Raw genomic sequence first — 14,739 nt, 5'->3', positions numbered from 1 at the left:
GACGCCCGGGGTACCGGACATTATCCAGAATAACGCGTATGAGCCTCAAAGAAAACACCCGCCGATGGTTGCCCAAGGTCCGAAGGATGGCGATCAGCCTGCCGATGGCCCTGTTGGCAGCGATGGTGTTGGTGGGTATCAACGAGACGGGCCATATGCGCTCGCAGGACGCCGTGGCGCAGATGGCGCACGGGCAAGACACGCGCAAGGCAGTCAACTCGCTGCTGCAAAGCATGCTGGATGCGGAGACGGGGCAGCGGGGGTATCTCCTCACGGGCAATGAGGCCTATCTGGAGCCCTACGACAAGGCAGTCGCCACGGTGCAGACGAACCTGGACGGTCTGCGCAATCAGTTCATGGACGCCCCCGACGACATGCACGAGTTTGCGCTGCTGTCGCGGCAGATATCGCGCAAGCTGGCCGAGATGGAGCTGAGCCTGCGGTTGCGCCGTCAGGGCAACGAGGACGCCTGGAAGTTCATCCTGCACACCGACGTGGGCAAGGAACACATGGAGGCCATCCGCAAGCATTCGCAGGAGCTCATCGCTCGCAGCGATCGCTATGTGCAGCAGGGCCAGCAGCAGGTCGAGCAGTCGTTGATGCTGTCGCGCATCGGTATTGCCACTGTGACGGCCATCGGCCTGCTGGCGTTCTACATGTACCTGCGCCAGACGCAGGCCGTGCAGCAAGTGAGCCAGCGTGAGCAGGCCTTGCTGGAGCACGAACGCGACAGGCTCGAAAGTCTTGTGAGGGACCGCACGGCCACGCTGTCCGAACTGGCCAACCACCTGCAGCAGGTGCGCGAGGATGAACGCGCCCATCTCGCGCGCGAACTGCATGATGAACTGGGGGCATTGCTGACCGCAGCGAAGCTTGATGTGGCGCGGCTGAAGTCCAAGGTCGACGCTACCGCGCCCGATGTGGCCGAGCGCCTCAAGCATTTGACAGAGACGCTCAACAGCGGCATCGCTCTCAAGCGCCGCATCATCGAGGACCTGCGGCCATCATCGCTTTCCAATCTTGGCTTGACGGCTGCGATCGAGATACTCACCAGCGAATATGCCGAGCGCGCGGGCATCGAGGTGGAGACCAGCCTGGAGCCGGTGCAACTGCCCGACGCCTCGCAGCTCACCGTGTACCGCATGGTGCAGGAAGCACTCACCAATATCGGCAAGTACGCCAAGGCAGACAGGGTGCTGGTGTCCGTGCATGCCTATCCCACTCATGTATCGGTGCAGGTCCGCGACAACGGGCAGGGATTCGATCCCGCCAGCGTGCGGCCGACTTCGCACGGCTTGTCTGGAATGCGCCATCGGGTCGAGTCGGCAGGCGGCCGTCTCTCGATCACCTCGCGCCCTGGCAATGGCACGCTGGTATCGGCGGTTTTGCCCCTCAAGCGCGAGGAGGCCCAGGACCCGCAGCCCGCGCTGGCTGACACCGGGCAGTCCAGCCTGCCGGTCTCTTCCTCCACCTTCTGATCGCGGGCCCCGCAGCATTGGCTGCCCAGGTGCTGTCCCTGCACCTGCTGCCACTTCTCTGCGGAGCGGCTTCCCGGTAGGCGCCCACAGGGCGTCGTCCTACACCGTCCGCACGGCGCCGCCGACATGGGGGTGCGTCAGGGGCCGGCATTCCATGCCATGCGCATTGCATACAGTGGACCCCAGGCGCTGAAGTCCTCGTGCCACCCGACCGGCCGGACCACCGGCCCCCTTACAAGGAGAAGGAAATGTTGCACTACGCAGTTGTTTTTCTGGTGATCGCTCTGATCGCGGCACTGTTCGGCTTTGGCGGCATCGCTGCTGGCGCTGTGGGCATCGCCAAGATCCTGTTCTTCGTGTTCGTGATCATGGCTGTCGTGACTTTTGTCCTGGGGCTGCTCAGAAAGGGTTGAGCCCCTTCGCTGACCCATCCGCCCGCCCGCTTTCACACCAATCAGGAGTTTGAACAATGAGCATCCAGACCGCTACCGACAAAGTCGCCGACAACGCCCGCCACTTGGCCGACGACGTGCTGCAAAGTGCGCAAGACGCCGTGCAGTCCACCCGCAAGGCGGCCAACAGGTCGCTTGAAAAGGCCGAGGAAGGTGTGCGCACTCTTCGCGACCAGACCGACCCGGTGATCGACGACCTGGCCGCCCGTGCTCAGGCACTGGCCAGCCGTGGCATCGACTACTGCGCTGAAACCAGTGCCCGTGCCCGCCGCCAGGTGCAGCACGCTGCCGAGGCCACCACGCGCTATGTCGCCGACGAGCCCGCCAAGTCGCTGGTGATAGCGGCTGCATCTGGAGCTCTGCTGGCTACCCTGGTGATGTGGGCATCGCGCCGCCGCCCTGCCTACTGACCTGGCCTCGCCGGCTTGACCTCCATATCCTGACCGACCCCGCCGCCCGCCATCCAGGCATGCGAAGGGCTCATAACAAAAGCTTCATCGATCCCCCACAGTCCGCCGGTCGCGGAGGGTGCAACAGACCGGCAGGCTGCAATAACCCCAGCACCCGCGATTCCAACCATTTTTCGAGAAGGACAACATCATGAAATACGCACGTGCCCTCGCTTTCGCAGCAGTTGCTGGTATCACCATCGTCACGGCCACTGGCTGCTCGGTGGCTCGCCAGCAGCAGACCGTGGGTTCCTACGTCGATGATGCGGGTATCACCACGGCCGTGAAGGCCAAGATGGCTGAAGACAAGAGCGTGTCTGCCACCTCCATCAGCGTGGAAACGCTCAACGGTACGGTGCAGCTGTCGGGTTTTGCCAAGTCGCAAGCCGAGAAGAATCAGGCTGAAGCGATTGCCCGCAACACCAAGCATGTTCGCGAAGTGCGCAACAGCATCGTTGTCCGTCCCTGAGCGGAACGCTTGACCCGAGGGTGAGGGCCAGCTTGGCCACCACCCGCCGGGACGAGAACCGGGCAGGCTCCAGGGTGACCTGGAGCCTGCTTTTTTGTCATTGACAGGCTTTGTTTTCTCTTTGGCACGCAGACCATGTGTCCAAGAGCGCACGAGGGTATAAGCTCACCACCATGCGCGTATTCAATTGCGACCATTGCGGTCACCTGGTTTTTTTCGATAGCGTGCAGTGCCTGAACTGCGGGAGCGCGCTGGCGTTCCTGCCCGACCAGATGACGTTGGCTGCGCTGACGCCCGCACCGCAGGACGGTGAGGCGCTGTGGAGGCGCAGGAGCCACGAGGGCAGCGAGGCACACACCGGGCGCCTGTACCGCATGTGCCGCAACCATACCGAGTACCAAGCCTGCAACTTTGCCATTCCTTCCAACGACTTTGCCGACCTGTGCGCATCCTGCCGGCAAACGAGGTTTCTGCCCGACCTCTCAGCCTACGCCAACATGCGGCGCTGGAAGCAGATCGAGGGCGCCAAGCGCCAGCTGTTCTACACCCTTGCGCGGCTCGGTCTGGAGCCCGTGCCGGGCCGGCCGGGGCCTCTATTTGAGTTCCTCGCAGACATGCCAGGTGGGCCACCCATTCTCACCGGACATCTTGGCGGCATCATCACGCTCAACATTGCAGAGGCCGACGACGATGAGCGAGCGCGCCGCCGCATTGCGCTGGGTGAGCCGTATCGCACGTTGATTGGACACCTGCGGCACGAGTCGGGCCATTTCTACTGGGACCAGCTGGTGCGCGATGGAGGGTTGCTGGAATCCTTTCGCAGCCTGTTCGGCGATGAGCGCCAGGATTACTCCGCCGCCCTGGATGCCCACTACGCCAAGCAAGGCGAGTTGGGCGACTGGGCGACGCGCCACGTCAGCGCCTACGCGGCTTCCCACCCCTGGGAGGACTGGGCCGAAACCTGGGCACACTACCTGCACATGATCGACCTGTTGGAGACCGCCGCCAGCTACCAGGCGGGCGTCACGGTGCCTGATCCACGGGGCAGCGTGCGCCACCAAGTCACAGACCCGTTTGCGATGCCGCGCCCCGGGTTCCAGGAGATGGTTCGGCAGTGGGTGCCCCTCACGCTCATGCTCAACAGCCTGAGCCGCAGCCTGGGCCAGCACGATGCCTATCCGTTTGCCCTGTCGGCGGGCGCCATGCGCAAACTGCGGTTCGTGCACGATCTGGTGCAGGCGCAGACCCAGTCCGACGGCAGACCCGACACGGGCGTGAACGACACGGGCGTGCCTACGGCTCTTTGAAATCAATCGCCCCGCTCCTGCGGGCGAACTTGCACCGGCCGGCCAGCAGCCCGGCGCGATCCTTGCGACACTTGGGGGCATGACGACAACTTCATCCGACGCGCCCGCGCTCCCTCAACTCATCTTCATTCCCGGCTTGGCCGCCGATGCCATCATGTGGCAGGCCCAGTTCGCCGTGGTGCCTTCAGGCCTGCGCCCGGTGGTGGCCATGGTCCTTTCCCAGTCCGCATCGTTGCGCATCGAGGACATGGCAACTGCGGTGCTGGCGGCTCATTCGGGCCCTTTGCTGCTGTGTGGAGCCTCGATGGGCGGCATGGTGGCCATGGAAGCGGCGCGCCAGGCGCCGGAGCGTGTCGTGGGGCTGGCACTGCTGGGCACCACAGCCCGCCCGGAAACCACCGAGATGCGCGCATTGCGCGAGGCGGCGATGGAGCTGTTCGCGCAGGGCAAGCTGCGCGAGGTGATCGAGCCCAACGTGGGGTTTGCCTTCCATCCCTCAAGTGCGTCCCAGCCGAACCTGGTGCGGGCCTACCTTGACTTCGTCCTGGGCGCGGGCGCCGAGCAGCTGGTGCGCCAAAACCGCGCCGTCATCCATCGCCCCGATGCCCGGCTGCACCTGCCCCGCATTGCTTGTCCCACCTTGGTGGTGTGCGGCGACTCCGACCAGCTCACCCCGCCGGAGTGCTCTGCCGAGATTGCTGCGCTGATCCCTGGCGCCGAGCTACAGGTGCTGGCCGAATGCGGCCACATGCTGACGATGGAGCGGCCCGACGCCGTGAACCGAGCGCTGCTGCAGTGGCTGGCGCGCGGTGGATGGGTCCCGTTGGAATGAGCCAAAAATGGCCGCTACCGATTATCTGGCGGGCGGTAAATGCTACAAATTAAGGAGCATCAAAACTCCAGGTTGTCGATGAGCCGCGTGGCGCCCAGGCGTGCTGCCCCCAGTGCGACCAAGGCGCCGGGCATGTCCTGCGGGCTGGGTGCCGTCAGATCGGCACGGCGGCGCACCGTGAGGTAGTCGGGCTGCCAGCCGCGCGAGCGCAGCGCGTCCAGTGCCTGCTTTTCCCACGCGGCGGCCTGCTCCGCGCCCGGTGCCGGGTCGTGGCGCCAGCGCTGCGCCAGTTGCTGCAGCGCTTGCGACAGCGCCACCGCTTCCTGGCGCTCTTGCAGCCCCAGGTAACAGTTGCGGGAGCTCAGGGCCAGTCCATCGGCGGCGCGGTGGGTTTCGCCCGCCACGATCTCGATCGGCAGAGCGAACTGCTGCACCATGTGGCGGATCACCATCAGTTGCTGGTAGTCCTTCTTGCCGAACACGGCCGTGCCACCCGTGGCGCCCAGCACGCAGGCGAACAGCTTCATCACCACCGTGCTCACGCCCACGAAGAAACCGGGGCGGAAGTGGCCTTCGAGCATGTCTGCGAGCCGCGGGTCGGGGTGCACCTTGAACGTCTGGGGCTCGGGGTACAGGTCTGCCTCGCGTGGGGCGAACAGCACGTCGCAGCCCGCGCCCTGCAGCTGTGCGCAGTCGGACTCCCAAGTGCGAGGGTAGCTGTCGAAATCCTCGTGCGGAAGGAACTGCAGGCGGTTCACGAAGATGCTGGTTACCGTCACATCGCCCAGGGGCCTGGCCTGGCGCACCAGGGCGATGTGCCCGTCGTGCAGGTTGCCCATGGTGGGCACGAAGGCGGGGCGGCGGTAGGGAGCCAGGGCCTGGCGCAGGTCGGCAACGGAGCGGGCAATCAGCATGGGGTAGGAAGAGTCCAGAAGAAATTCGACACGGGCTCGGGGTGGCGCTCACCAGGCGTGGGTCGCGTTGTCGGGAAAGCGCCCTTGCTTCACGGCCTGCACATACGCCTGCATAGCGCCGCGCACGCTGCCTGCGTCCTGCATGAAGTTGTGCACGAACTTCGGCATCTTTCCGAGGTTCATGCCCAGCATGTCGTGCAAAACGAGCACTTGGCCGGCTGTGCCGCTGCCCGCGCCGATGCCGATGGTGTGGCAGTGCGGCAGCTCGGCGGTCAGGTCGGCGGCCAACGCTGCGGGCACCATCTCCAGCACCAACATGGCGGCGCCCGCGTCCTGCAGAGCATGCGCATCTTTGCGCAGCGCGCGGGCGGCGTCGTCGGTCTTGCCCTGCACGCGGTAGCCACCCAGTGCGTGCACCGTCTGCGGCGTGAGGCCCAGGTGAGCGCAGACCGGCACGCCGCGCCGCACCAGGAATTCCACCGTGGACGCGGTCCAGTCCCCACCTTCGAGCTTGACCATGTGCGCTCCCGCCTGCATCAGCACACAGGCGCTGCGCAGCGCCTGTTCGCGGCTTTCGGAATACGTGCCATACGGCAGGTCGGCCACCAGCCAAGCGGTGCCCTGCACGCGGTGCAGGCCACGCGCCACGCTGGCGGTGTGGTAGGCCATGGTGTCGAGCAGCACGCCCACCGTGCTGGGCAAACCCTGGCACACCATGCCCAGCGAATCGCCGACCAGGATGCACTCCACCCCTGCTGCATCGGCCACGGCTGCAAAGGTGGCGTCGTAGGCGGTGAGCATGGTGATCTTCTCGCCCGCCTCGCGCATCTGCGCCAGGCGCGGCAGGCTCACGGGCTTGCGCTGAGGCAGGGGCGATGCAGGCGGCAGCGTGCCGTAGGGCGTGGCGGGAACAGGGCTGGTGGCGGTCATGTCGCTCGGAGGTGCCAAAAAATTGCCGCGAGTCTATGCGACCAATACTGGGTGTACTTATCGTTTGACTGCGCGGGCGGAACCGGCCTGCGCTGCCACAGTGGCCTTTGCGTTCCCGGTATGCTCGCGGGCCATGGCAGCAGTGTTGCGCCCCGCTCAAAGCACCATGAGGACTTGCGCAAACCGAGATGCTGCAACCGTCCGTGCCCTTAGCGAGCTGCTTGTTCGACCCCCTGTTTTGCGTAATTCATGACCATGAGAGACACCGATGTGAAGGCCCTGGCCGCGGCCGATGTGGCCCGTGCCCTGGCCGAAGACGTGGGCACAGGCGACCTCACCGCCGGCCTGATCGACCCCTCCCGCCGCGCCCGGGCACGCATCCTTGCACGCGAGTCTGCAGTGATCTGCGGTGCCCCGTGGGCCGAGGCTGCGCTGCGGGCCCTGGACTCGGGCGCGCAGCTCACCTGGCGTGTGCAGGAAGGCCAGCGTTGCGTGGCCGACCAGGTCGTGCTGGAGATCGAAGGCCAGGCCCGCGCGCTGCTCAGCGCCGAACGAACGGCGCTCAACTTTTTGCAGCTGCTCTCGGCGGTGGCAACCAAGACGCGGCATTACGTCGATGTGGTGGCCGGCACGCGCGCGCAGATCGTGGACACGCGCAAGACCATCCCCGGCTTGCGCCTGGCGCAGAAGTACGCCGTGTGCGTGGGCGGTGGCACCAACCACCGCATCGGCCTGCACGACGCAGTGTTGATCAAGGAAAACCACATTGCTGCCGCGGGGGGCGTGACGGCGGTGCTGCGCGCCGCGCAGGCCGTGGCCGCGCAGGCAACCTTCATCGAGATAGAAGTCGAAACCCTGGAGCAACTGACCGAGGCGCTGAATGCGGGCGCCAGGATGGTGCTGCTGGACAACATGCCCCTGGGGCAGCTGCGCGAGGCGGTGCGCATCAATGCAGGCCGCGCGATTCTGGAAATCTCGGGCGGAGTGACGCTCGAAGGCCTGCGCGAACTGGCCGAGACCGGGGTGGACCGCATCTCCATCGGCACGCTCACCAAGGACGTGAAGGCCACCGACTTTTCGATGCGTCTGCAGGAGCTGGCATGAGCACCGCAACCCTGAAACGCATCGACGTCGAATATGAGCAGCCCGACGAGGCAGCATCGGGCGCCGTCTGCTCCACCAAACACGCCTGGGCGCGCGTGCCGCCCGAGCCCACCCAGGCCGAGCGTGCGGCGCTGAAAGACAGGATCCGCGGCCTGCTCAAGCAAAAGAATGCCGTCATGGTCTCGCACTTCTACGTGCACCCCGACCTGCAGGACCTGGCCGAGGAGACCGGCGGCCTGGTGAGTGATTCGCTGGAGATGGCCCGCTTTGGCCGCGACCATGCGGCGCAGACCCTGGTGGTGAGCGGCGTGCGCTTCATGGGCGAAACGGCCAAGATCTTGAGCCCGGAAAAAACCGTGCTCATGCCCGACGTGGATGCCACCTGCTCGCTGGACCTGGGCTGCCCCATCGAAGAGTTCAGCGCGTTTTGCGACCAGCATCCCGACCGCACCGTGGTGGTCTACGCCAACACCAGCGCCGCGGTGAAGGCGCGCGCGGACTGGCTGGTGACATCAAGCTGTGCACTCGACATCGTGGGTGCACTGAAAGCCGCGGGCCAGAAAATCCTGTGGGCGCCCGACCGCCACCTGGGCGCCTACATCCAGCGCCAGACCGGTGCCGACATGGTGTTCTGGAACGGTGCCTGCATCGTGCACGACGAATTCAAGGCCTTCGAGCTCGAAGCCCTCAAGAAAGAGCACCCCAACGCCAAGGTGCTGGTGCACCCCGAAAGCCCCGCCGACGTCGTGGCCCTGGCCGACGCCGTGGGCTCCACCAGCGCCATCCTCAAGGCCGCGCGTGAGCTGGACGCCACGGAGTTCATCGTCGCCACCGACAACGGCATGATGCACAAGCTGCGCACGCTCAACCCCGGCAAGACGTTCTACGAAGCCCCCACGGCCGGCAACAGCGCCACCTGCAAAAGCTGCGCGCACTGCCCCTGGATGGCGATGAACGGCCTGGCCGATGTGGCGCGGGTGTTGGAAACCGGCGCCAACGCGATCCACGTGGACCCGGCCCTGATCCCGCGCGCGCGCCAGCCCATCGACCGGATGCTGGCTTTCACCGCTGCGCTCAAGAGGGGCCAATCCACGGCGGCACTGGTGCCCCACCTGGGCGCGGCCTGAGCAGGCGCCTGTGGCAGGCTGCCTTATCGGTGATCGGAAAAAGACTTCTCGTGTGAAGCGTTGATGCCTGTTCTCAACCCCATTTCGCGCATCGATTTCACTCAGCCGCAGAACGCGGCTGAGCCACGTTTGCGCCGTGTGTTCGCTGCGCCGCGCGAAGTGCTGGCCGCCCATGCCGTGACGGACGTGCGGGGGGTGCTGGACGCCGTGCACGCCGCGGCGGCCGCAGGGCGCTGGTGCGTGGGCTACGTGCGTTACGAGGCGGCGGCAGCGTTCGACACCGCCCTGCAGACCCATCCGGCAGACGGGCCGCTGGCCTGGTTTTCCGTGCACGACGCCCCCTCGCCCTGGCCCGATGACCCACCGGCCAGCCCCGGGCAGCCATCTGCCGAAGTGGCGTGGACGTCAAGCCCGGATCGCACCGAGTTCGATGCGGCGATGCACTGCATCCAGCAGGCCATCGCTGCGGGCGAGCTTTACCAGGTCAACCACACGGCGCAGCTCGCCGGAAGGCTGCAGGGCAGCCCCGCAGGTCTGTTCGCCGCCCTGCTCAGGGCGCAGCCCGGTGGCTATGCGGCCCACATCGATGCGGGTGCGGAACAGGTGCTGTCGGTCTCGCCCGAACTTTTCTTCGACTGGCAGGATGCGTCCGAAGGCGGCAGCATCCTGGCCCGCCCCATGAAGGGCACGGCCCCGCGCGGCGCCACGCCCGAGCAGGACGCGGCCCACGCGGAGCACTTGCGCACGGCCCCCAAGGAGCGCGCCGAGAACGTCATGATCGTGGACCTGCTGCGCAACGACCTGTCGCGCATCGCGCTGCCGCACAGCGTGCGGGTGCCCGCGCTGTTCGCGACCCAGGCCCTGCCGACCGTCTGGCAGATGACGTCCGACGTGGTGGCCCGTACGCGGCCCGGCACCACGCTCACCGATGTGTTCGCCGCGCTCTTTCCCTGCGGTTCCGTCACTGGCGCACCCAAGGTACGTGCCATGCAGATGATCCACCAGCTCGAAGACGGGCCGCGCGGCGTGTACTGCGGGGCGGTGGGTGTCGTGCGGCCCGCAGGGCGGGCGGCGGGCTCAGGCGCCAATGGTGGCCGCTACCACGTCGCGGCCACCTTCAACGTGCCCATCCGCACCGTGGTGCTCAGCGGGTGCGGCGGCCAGGAGCCGGAGTGCAAGGCCGCCTGCGGCATCGGAAGCGGCATCACCTCTGGCGCCGAAGCTGCCGCAGAATGGCTGGAGTGGCGCCACAAGCGCGCATTCGTGGAGCGCGCGAGCATGCCTTTCGAGATCCTGGAGACACTGGCCCTGCAGGACGGCAAGTTCCGCCATGCCGACCTGCATCTGGCACGCATGGGTCAGGCGGCGGTGCATTTCGGCTATCCGTGGAACGCACATGCCGTGCGGCAAGAACTGCAGATCGCTGCCTTGCAGCATCTGGACGGCGCCTGGCGCGTGCGCCTGCTGCTGGCCGCCGACGGCAGCGCGCGGGCCGAAGCCTTTGCCCTGCAGCCCACGCAGGCACCCGTGCGGCTGCAGCTGGCCACGCAGGCCTTCGAGGCGGCGCACGGCGAGTTCGTGCGCCACAAGACCACACGCCGCGCGCACTACACAGCCTTCGCGCCCGCGGCGCCGGGCGTGTTCGACACCGTGCTGTGGAACGAGGCGGGCGAGATCACCGAGGGAACCTTCGGCAACATCGCCATGCTGATCGACGGGCGCTGGGTAACCCCGCCGCTGTCCTGCGGCCTGCTGCCCGGCGTGGGCCGGGCTGTGGCCCTGCGTGAAGGCCGGGTGACCGAGGCCGTGGTGCGCCTGTCCGACCTGCCGCGGGTGCAGGGCTGGGCTTTCATCAACAGCCTGCGCGGCTGGCTGGAGGCGGGCCTGGAGCCTGTGCCCGATCAGCTGGCGCGGCAGCCATGGGCGCAAAGACCGCCCGTTCGATAAGGCTCGGCGTGCGCGCCGCCTGGGCTTGGCTGGTCGCCCAGTGTGCTCAGAGCCTTTCCTTGGCGTAGGAGCCGCGGTCCATGTCCACGACCTCCACGCTCAACTGCACCAGCACGCCGGAAGGGCGCGGCGTGAGCTCGCGCAGTACCGCCGCCACGCGGCCGGACAGCTCCTTCTTGGCTTCAGGCGAGCGGCCCGACAGCAGACGCAGCTGGGCGTGCACAAAGGCGCGGTTGGCAGGAGCGGTACCGATCTCGAAGCTGTCGGCGACCACGAAGCGCGTCTTCAGGTCCGCCTCGTCCTGGATCTCGGGGTGGGCGCACAACTCGGCGTTGAGCGTCCTGAGCGCTTCGGCTTCCGGAAAATGGGGCAGGTTGCTGGTGTATTCGACGACGAGATGGGGCATGGCGAAAGATCCGTTCAGGTGCGCGTGCCGCATCGGCGGGCACACGGGGCGCGGGGTGCGCACACAGCGGCAGTTTAAAGGCCCAGCGCCTGCGCCGCATGCCGGTGCAATGCGGCCAGCAGCTCGTCCACGTCGGCCTCGGTGTGCGCGGCCGACAGGGCAATGCGCAGCCGCGCCGTGCCTGCTGGCACGGTGGGCGGGCGGATGGCCGGCACCCACAGTCCCTGCGCGCGCAGGCTCTCCATGGCCGCCAGCGCGGCCTCGTTGCTGCCCACCACCAGCGCCTGCACGGGCGTGTGCGACGGCAGCAGCTGCCAGCCCAGCGCGGGTGGCAGCGCGGCCAGGCCATGGCGCAGCTGTGCGATGCGGGCCTGCAACTGCGAGCGGCGCGCATCGGCCGCCGCGATCAGCACCAGGCTTTCACGCAGCGCGCTGGCCAGCAGCGCCGGGGCGGCCGTGGCGAAGATGTAGGTACGCGTCTTTTGCAGCAGCCACTCGATGAGCGCCGCGTCTCCGGCGACGAACGCGCCGGCCACGCCGGCAGCCTTGCCCAGCGTGGCCATGTACAGCACGCGGCGCGAGGCATTCGCGCCCGTCAGCCCCGCCTGCGCCAAGCTTCCCCGCCCCTCGTTCCCCAGCACGCCGAAGCCGTGCGCATCATCCAGCAGCAGCAAGGCGTCGTAGCGCTCGCACAGCGCCAGCAGCGCCGGGATGTCGATCAGGTCGCCGTCCATGCTGAACACCGCATCGCTGATCACGAGCTTGCGGCGGGCGGGGCTGGCCGCGAGTGCGGTTTCCAGCGCCGCCAGGTCGGCGTGCGGATAGCGGTGGATGGTGGCGCGCGACAGGCGGGCGCCGTCGATCAGGCAGGCGTGGTTCAGCGCGTCCGAGAACACCGCGTCGCCGTCGCCCACCAGCGCAGGGATGATGCCCGCGTTGGTGGCATAGCCCGCGTAGAAGTACAGCGCCCGGGGCAACTGCACGAAGGCGGCCAGCTCGCTCTCCAGCGCGGCGTTGGCCGCGCTGTGGCCGCTGACCAGCGGCGAGCCGCCGGAGCCCACGCCGAAGGTGTGCGTGGCCTCGCAGGCGGCGTGCGACAGCGCGGGGTGGCCGGCCAGGCCCAGGTAGTCGTTGCTGCAGAACGCCAGCATGGGCTGGCCGTCCACCAGCAGGCGTGCGCCGCCGGCGGGCTGCACCACGCGGCGGCGGCGCAGCAGGTGGGCGCGCTCGATGTCGGCCAGGCGTGCGGGAATCTCGTCCAGCCAGGAGGGCGCTGCGGCTGCGTCAGGGGTGGTGGGGGGCGGGCTCACAGCCATGCGGGCGGCAGCTCCAGCTGCATGTTGCGCGCCTCGGGCAGGTCCTGGTAGGGCACCTCGGCCAGCATGGGGGCACCGAGGCGGGTGCGCAGGAAGGCGATGTTGTCGCCGGCGGCTTCCATCCCGGGGTCCATGCGGTTGGCCACCCATCCGGCCAGCGTGAGGCCGCGCGCGCGGATGGCCTCGGCCGTGAGCAGCGCGTGGTTCAGGCAGCCCAGGCGCAGGCCGACCACCAGCACCACGGGCAGCGCCAGGGCCTGCGCCAGGTCGGCGCCGGTCAGCGTGTCGGTGAGCGGCACCAGGAAGCCGCCCGCACCTTCCACCACCACGGCGTCCGCCTGCGCCGCCAGCGCCTGGTAGCTGCGCACGATGGCGTCGATGTCGATCTGCACGCCGGCCCGCGCCGCCGCGATGTGGGGTGACAGCGGGTCTGGCAGCAGCACGGGGTTGTCCAGCTCGGGCGCCACGGCCAGGGTGGAGGCCGAGCGCAGTGCGATCGCGTCCTCGCTGGCCCAGTCCTCGCCCCAGGGCACCAGCCCTGCGGCCACGGGCTTCATGCCCACCACGTGGCGGTGGTGCGGTGCCAGCGCGTGCAGCAGGCCGGCAGATACCAGTGTCTTGCCGACACCCGTATCGGTGCCGGTCACGAAACATCCAATCATCGGTGCGTTTCCTCTTTCAGGGTGGCGTCGAGCGCGGCCAGGGCGCCGCTGGCCAGGCAGTGCACGGCCTCGTCGTCGAGCACATAGGGCGGCATGGCATACAGCGTTGTTCCGATGGGGCGCAGCACCAGGCCGCGCGCCATGGCGTGCTGGTGGTAGCGGCGGGCGAAGTCCGGCAGTGTGGTGTCCACGTCCCAGGCCCAGATCATCCCCAGGTGCCTCGCATGGCGCACGCGCGGGTGGTGGGTGATGGGTGCGCAGGCTGCGTCGATGCGCTGCGCCAGCGCGGCGTTGGCCTTCAGGGCGTCGAGCTGCTCGAACAGTTCGAGCGTGGCCAGCGCCGCACGGCAGGCCAGCGGGTTGCCGGTGTACGAGTGCGAATGCAGGAAGCCCCGCGCCACGTCGTCGTCGTAGAACGCGGCATACACCGCATCGGTGGTGAGCACGGCCGACAGGGGCAGCGTGCCGCCCGTGAGGCCCTTGGACAGGCAGATGAAATCCGGCCGGATGCCCGCCTGCTGGTGCGCGAACATCGTGCCCGTGCGGCCAAAGCCCACGGCGATCTCGTCCACCACCAGGTGCACCTCGTAGCGGCTGCACAGGGCGCGCGCCAGGCGCAGGTATTCGGGGCTGTGCATTGCCATGCCGGCAGCGCATTGCACCAGGGGCTCGACGATGAGGGCGGCGGTGGTGGCGTGGTGCTCCTGCAGCCATTGCTCCAGCGCTGCGGCGGCGCGGCGCGCCACGTCGTCGGCGGTCTCGCCCGGCGCGGCGCCGCGCGCATCGGGGCTGGGCACGGTGGCGGCCAGGCGCACCAGCGGTGCATAGGCCTCGCGGAAGATCGCGATGTCCGTCACGGCCAGCGCCCCCACGGTCTCGCCGTGGTAGCCGCCGGCCAGGCCCACGAAGCGGCTCTTGGCAGGGCGGCCTGTATTGCGCCAATAGTGCGCACTCATCTTCAGGGCGATCTCGGTGGCGGCTGCGCCGTCGCTGCCGTAGAACGCGTGGCCCAGGCCGGTGAGCGCAGCCAGGCGCTCCGACAGCTCCACCACCGGGGCATGCGTGAAGCCCGCGAGCATCACGTGATCGAGCCGGCCGAGCTGGTCCACGAGCGCCGCCTGGATGTGCGGGTGGCTGTGGCCGAACAGGTTGACCCACCACGAGCTGATGCCGTCCAGGTAGCGCTTGCCGTCGGCGCCATGCAGCCAGGGGCCCTGCGCGCGGGCGATGGCTACGGGCGGCTGGGCTTCGTGCCGCTTCATCTGCGTGCAGGGGTGCCAGACGCTGGCCAGGCTGCGGGCGGCCAGGGTGTCGGGTGGAGGTTGTGGGGTCGCACTCATGCGGTT

General features: G+C 67.9%; 15 protein-coding genes. 9 read left to right on the top strand and 6 right to left on the bottom strand.

All coding sequences use genetic code 11. The features are described 5' to 3' along the window. Positions 1 to 38 precede the first annotated feature (38 nt). The 6 genes from KW835_RS00435 (at position 39) to KW835_RS00410 (ending at position 4,987) form a co-directional block, all read left to right on the top strand. Complete coding sequence (locus tag KW835_RS00435; RefSeq protein WP_255593161.1) at positions 39 to 1,478, top strand: CHASE3 domain-containing protein; 1,440 nt, start codon at positions 39 to 41, stop codon at positions 1,476 to 1,478. A gap of 248 nt (positions 1,479 to 1,726) precedes the next feature. Beyond that, a complete protein-coding gene (locus KW835_RS00430) occupies positions 1,727 to 1,891 on the top strand; it encodes a DUF1328 domain-containing protein (protein WP_082485988.1) in 165 nt (54 codons plus the stop codon). 56 nt (positions 1,892 to 1,947) lie between these two features. Then, positions 1,948 to 2,340: a DUF883 family protein gene (locus tag KW835_RS00425; RefSeq protein WP_218380321.1), complete on the top strand. Its 393-nt coding sequence runs from the start codon at positions 1,948 to 1,950 to the stop codon at positions 2,338 to 2,340. A gap of 190 nt (positions 2,341 to 2,530) precedes the next feature. Beyond that, the gene (locus KW835_RS00420; RefSeq protein ID WP_218380320.1) at positions 2,531 to 2,848 is read left to right on the top strand and encodes a BON domain-containing protein; all 318 of its coding nucleotides are present in this window, start codon (positions 2,531 to 2,533) and stop codon (positions 2,846 to 2,848) included. 173 nt (positions 2,849 to 3,021) lie between these two features. Further along, entirely contained in the window at positions 3,022 to 4,155 is a 1,134-nt protein-coding gene (locus KW835_RS00415) for a putative zinc-binding metallopeptidase (RefSeq protein ID WP_218380319.1), read from the top strand. Between the two features lie 79 nt (positions 4,156 to 4,234). Further along, the gene (locus KW835_RS00410; RefSeq protein ID WP_218380318.1) at positions 4,235 to 4,987 is read left to right on the top strand and encodes an alpha/beta fold hydrolase; all 753 of its coding nucleotides are present in this window, start codon (positions 4,235 to 4,237) and stop codon (positions 4,985 to 4,987) included. A 59-nt stretch (positions 4,988 to 5,046) separates the two neighbouring features. On the opposite strand, the gene panC is transcribed toward KW835_RS00410, so the two are convergent. Beyond that, positions 5,047 to 5,901, bottom strand: a complete 855-nt coding sequence (gene panC / locus KW835_RS00405; protein WP_218380317.1) for a pantoate--beta-alanine ligase — start codon at positions 5,899 to 5,901, stop codon at positions 5,047 to 5,049. A gap of 48 nt (positions 5,902 to 5,949) precedes the next feature. Further along, positions 5,950 to 6,831 (bottom strand): 3-methyl-2-oxobutanoate hydroxymethyltransferase, encoded by an 882-nt coding sequence (panB, locus tag KW835_RS00400; RefSeq protein ID WP_218380316.1) that lies wholly within the window; start codon positions 6,829 to 6,831, stop codon positions 5,950 to 5,952. A gap of 255 nt (positions 6,832 to 7,086) precedes the next feature. Between panB and nadC the strand changes: the two genes are divergently transcribed. The 3 genes from nadC (at position 7,087) to KW835_RS00385 (ending at position 11,009) form a co-directional block, all read left to right on the top strand. After that, entirely contained in the window at positions 7,087 to 7,935 is an 849-nt protein-coding gene (gene nadC / locus KW835_RS00395; RefSeq protein WP_218380315.1) for a carboxylating nicotinate-nucleotide diphosphorylase, read from the top strand. Beyond that, on the top strand, positions 7,932 to 9,062 hold the full coding sequence (gene nadA / locus KW835_RS00390; protein WP_218380314.1) for a quinolinate synthase NadA: 1,131 nt from the start codon (positions 7,932 to 7,934) through the stop codon (positions 9,060 to 9,062). Before nadC ends, nadA begins: the two co-directional genes overlap by 4 nt. 63 nt (positions 9,063 to 9,125) lie before the next feature. Further along, the gene (locus KW835_RS00385; RefSeq protein ID WP_218380313.1) at positions 9,126 to 11,009 is read left to right on the top strand and encodes a chorismate-binding protein; all 1,884 of its coding nucleotides are present in this window, start codon (positions 9,126 to 9,128) and stop codon (positions 11,007 to 11,009) included. 46 nt (positions 11,010 to 11,055) lie between these two features. On the opposite strand, the gene KW835_RS00380 is transcribed toward KW835_RS00385, so the two are convergent. The 4 genes from KW835_RS00380 to bioA form a co-directional block, all read right to left on the bottom strand. Beyond that, positions 11,056 to 11,415, bottom strand: a complete 360-nt coding sequence (locus KW835_RS00380; RefSeq protein WP_218380312.1) for a 5-carboxymethyl-2-hydroxymuconate Delta-isomerase — start codon at positions 11,413 to 11,415, stop codon at positions 11,056 to 11,058. Positions 11,416 to 11,489: 74 nt separating this feature from the next. Next, positions 11,490 to 12,731 (bottom strand): 8-amino-7-oxononanoate synthase, encoded by a 1,242-nt coding sequence (gene bioF, locus KW835_RS00375; RefSeq protein ID WP_218380311.1) that lies wholly within the window; start codon positions 12,729 to 12,731, stop codon positions 11,490 to 11,492. After that, positions 12,722 to 13,393: a dethiobiotin synthase gene (gene bioD / locus KW835_RS00370; RefSeq protein ID WP_218380310.1), complete on the bottom strand. Its 672-nt coding sequence runs from the start codon at positions 13,391 to 13,393 to the stop codon at positions 12,722 to 12,724. Before bioD ends, bioF begins: the two co-directional genes overlap by 10 nt. Then, complete coding sequence (bioA, locus tag KW835_RS00365; RefSeq protein ID WP_218380309.1) at positions 13,390 to 14,733, bottom strand: adenosylmethionine--8-amino-7-oxononanoate transaminase; 1,344 nt, start codon at positions 14,731 to 14,733, stop codon at positions 13,390 to 13,392. The genes bioD and bioA overlap by 4 nt, the downstream gene beginning before the upstream one ends. Between the last annotated feature and the right edge of the window lie 6 nt (positions 14,734 to 14,739).

The organism is Acidovorax sp. sic0104, from assembly GCF_019219095.1.
Classification (GTDB): Bacteria; Pseudomonadota; Gammaproteobacteria; order Burkholderiales; family Burkholderiaceae_C; genus Acidovorax.
The sequence above is the reverse complement of the archived record's forward strand: the minus strand, read 5'-3'. Positions and strand labels throughout refer to the sequence as shown.

Bases quoted from the DNA above. Each gene is read 5' to 3' on its own strand.
- KW835_RS00435 (WP_255593161.1), top strand. From the start codon at position 39: ATGAGCCTCAAAGAAAACACCCGCCGATGGTTGCCCAAGGTCCGAAGG.
- KW835_RS00430 (WP_082485988.1), top strand. From the start codon at position 1,727: ATGTTGCACTACGCAGTTGTTTTTCTGGTGATCGCTCTGATCGCGGCA.
- KW835_RS00425 (WP_218380321.1), top strand. From the start codon at position 1,948: ATGAGCATCCAGACCGCTACCGACAAAGTCGCCGACAACGCCCGCCAC.
- KW835_RS00420 (WP_218380320.1), top strand. From the start codon at position 2,531: ATGAAATACGCACGTGCCCTCGCTTTCGCAGCAGTTGCTGGTATCACC.
- KW835_RS00415 (WP_218380319.1), top strand. From the start codon at position 3,022: ATGCGCGTATTCAATTGCGACCATTGCGGTCACCTGGTTTTTTTCGAT.
- KW835_RS00410 (WP_218380318.1), top strand. From the start codon at position 4,235: ATGACGACAACTTCATCCGACGCGCCCGCGCTCCCTCAACTCATCTTC.
- panC (WP_218380317.1), bottom strand. From the start codon at position 5,901: ATGCTGATTGCCCGCTCCGTTGCCGACCTGCGCCAGGCCCTGGCTCCC.
- panB (WP_218380316.1), bottom strand. From the start codon at position 6,831: ATGACCGCCACCAGCCCTGTTCCCGCCACGCCCTACGGCACGCTGCCG.
- nadC (WP_218380315.1), top strand. From the start codon at position 7,087: ATGAGAGACACCGATGTGAAGGCCCTGGCCGCGGCCGATGTGGCCCGT.
- nadA (WP_218380314.1), top strand. From the start codon at position 7,932: ATGAGCACCGCAACCCTGAAACGCATCGACGTCGAATATGAGCAGCCC.
- KW835_RS00385 (WP_218380313.1), top strand. From the start codon at position 9,126: ATGCCTGTTCTCAACCCCATTTCGCGCATCGATTTCACTCAGCCGCAG.
- KW835_RS00380 (WP_218380312.1), bottom strand. From the start codon at position 11,415: ATGCCCCATCTCGTCGTCGAATACACCAGCAACCTGCCCCATTTTCCG.
- bioF (WP_218380311.1), bottom strand. From the start codon at position 12,731: ATGGCTGTGAGCCCGCCCCCCACCACCCCTGACGCAGCCGCAGCGCCC.
- bioD (WP_218380310.1), bottom strand. From the start codon at position 13,393: ATGATTGGATGTTTCGTGACCGGCACCGATACGGGTGTCGGCAAGACA.
- bioA (WP_218380309.1), bottom strand. From the start codon at position 14,733: ATGAGTGCGACCCCACAACCTCCACCCGACACCCTGGCCGCCCGCAGC.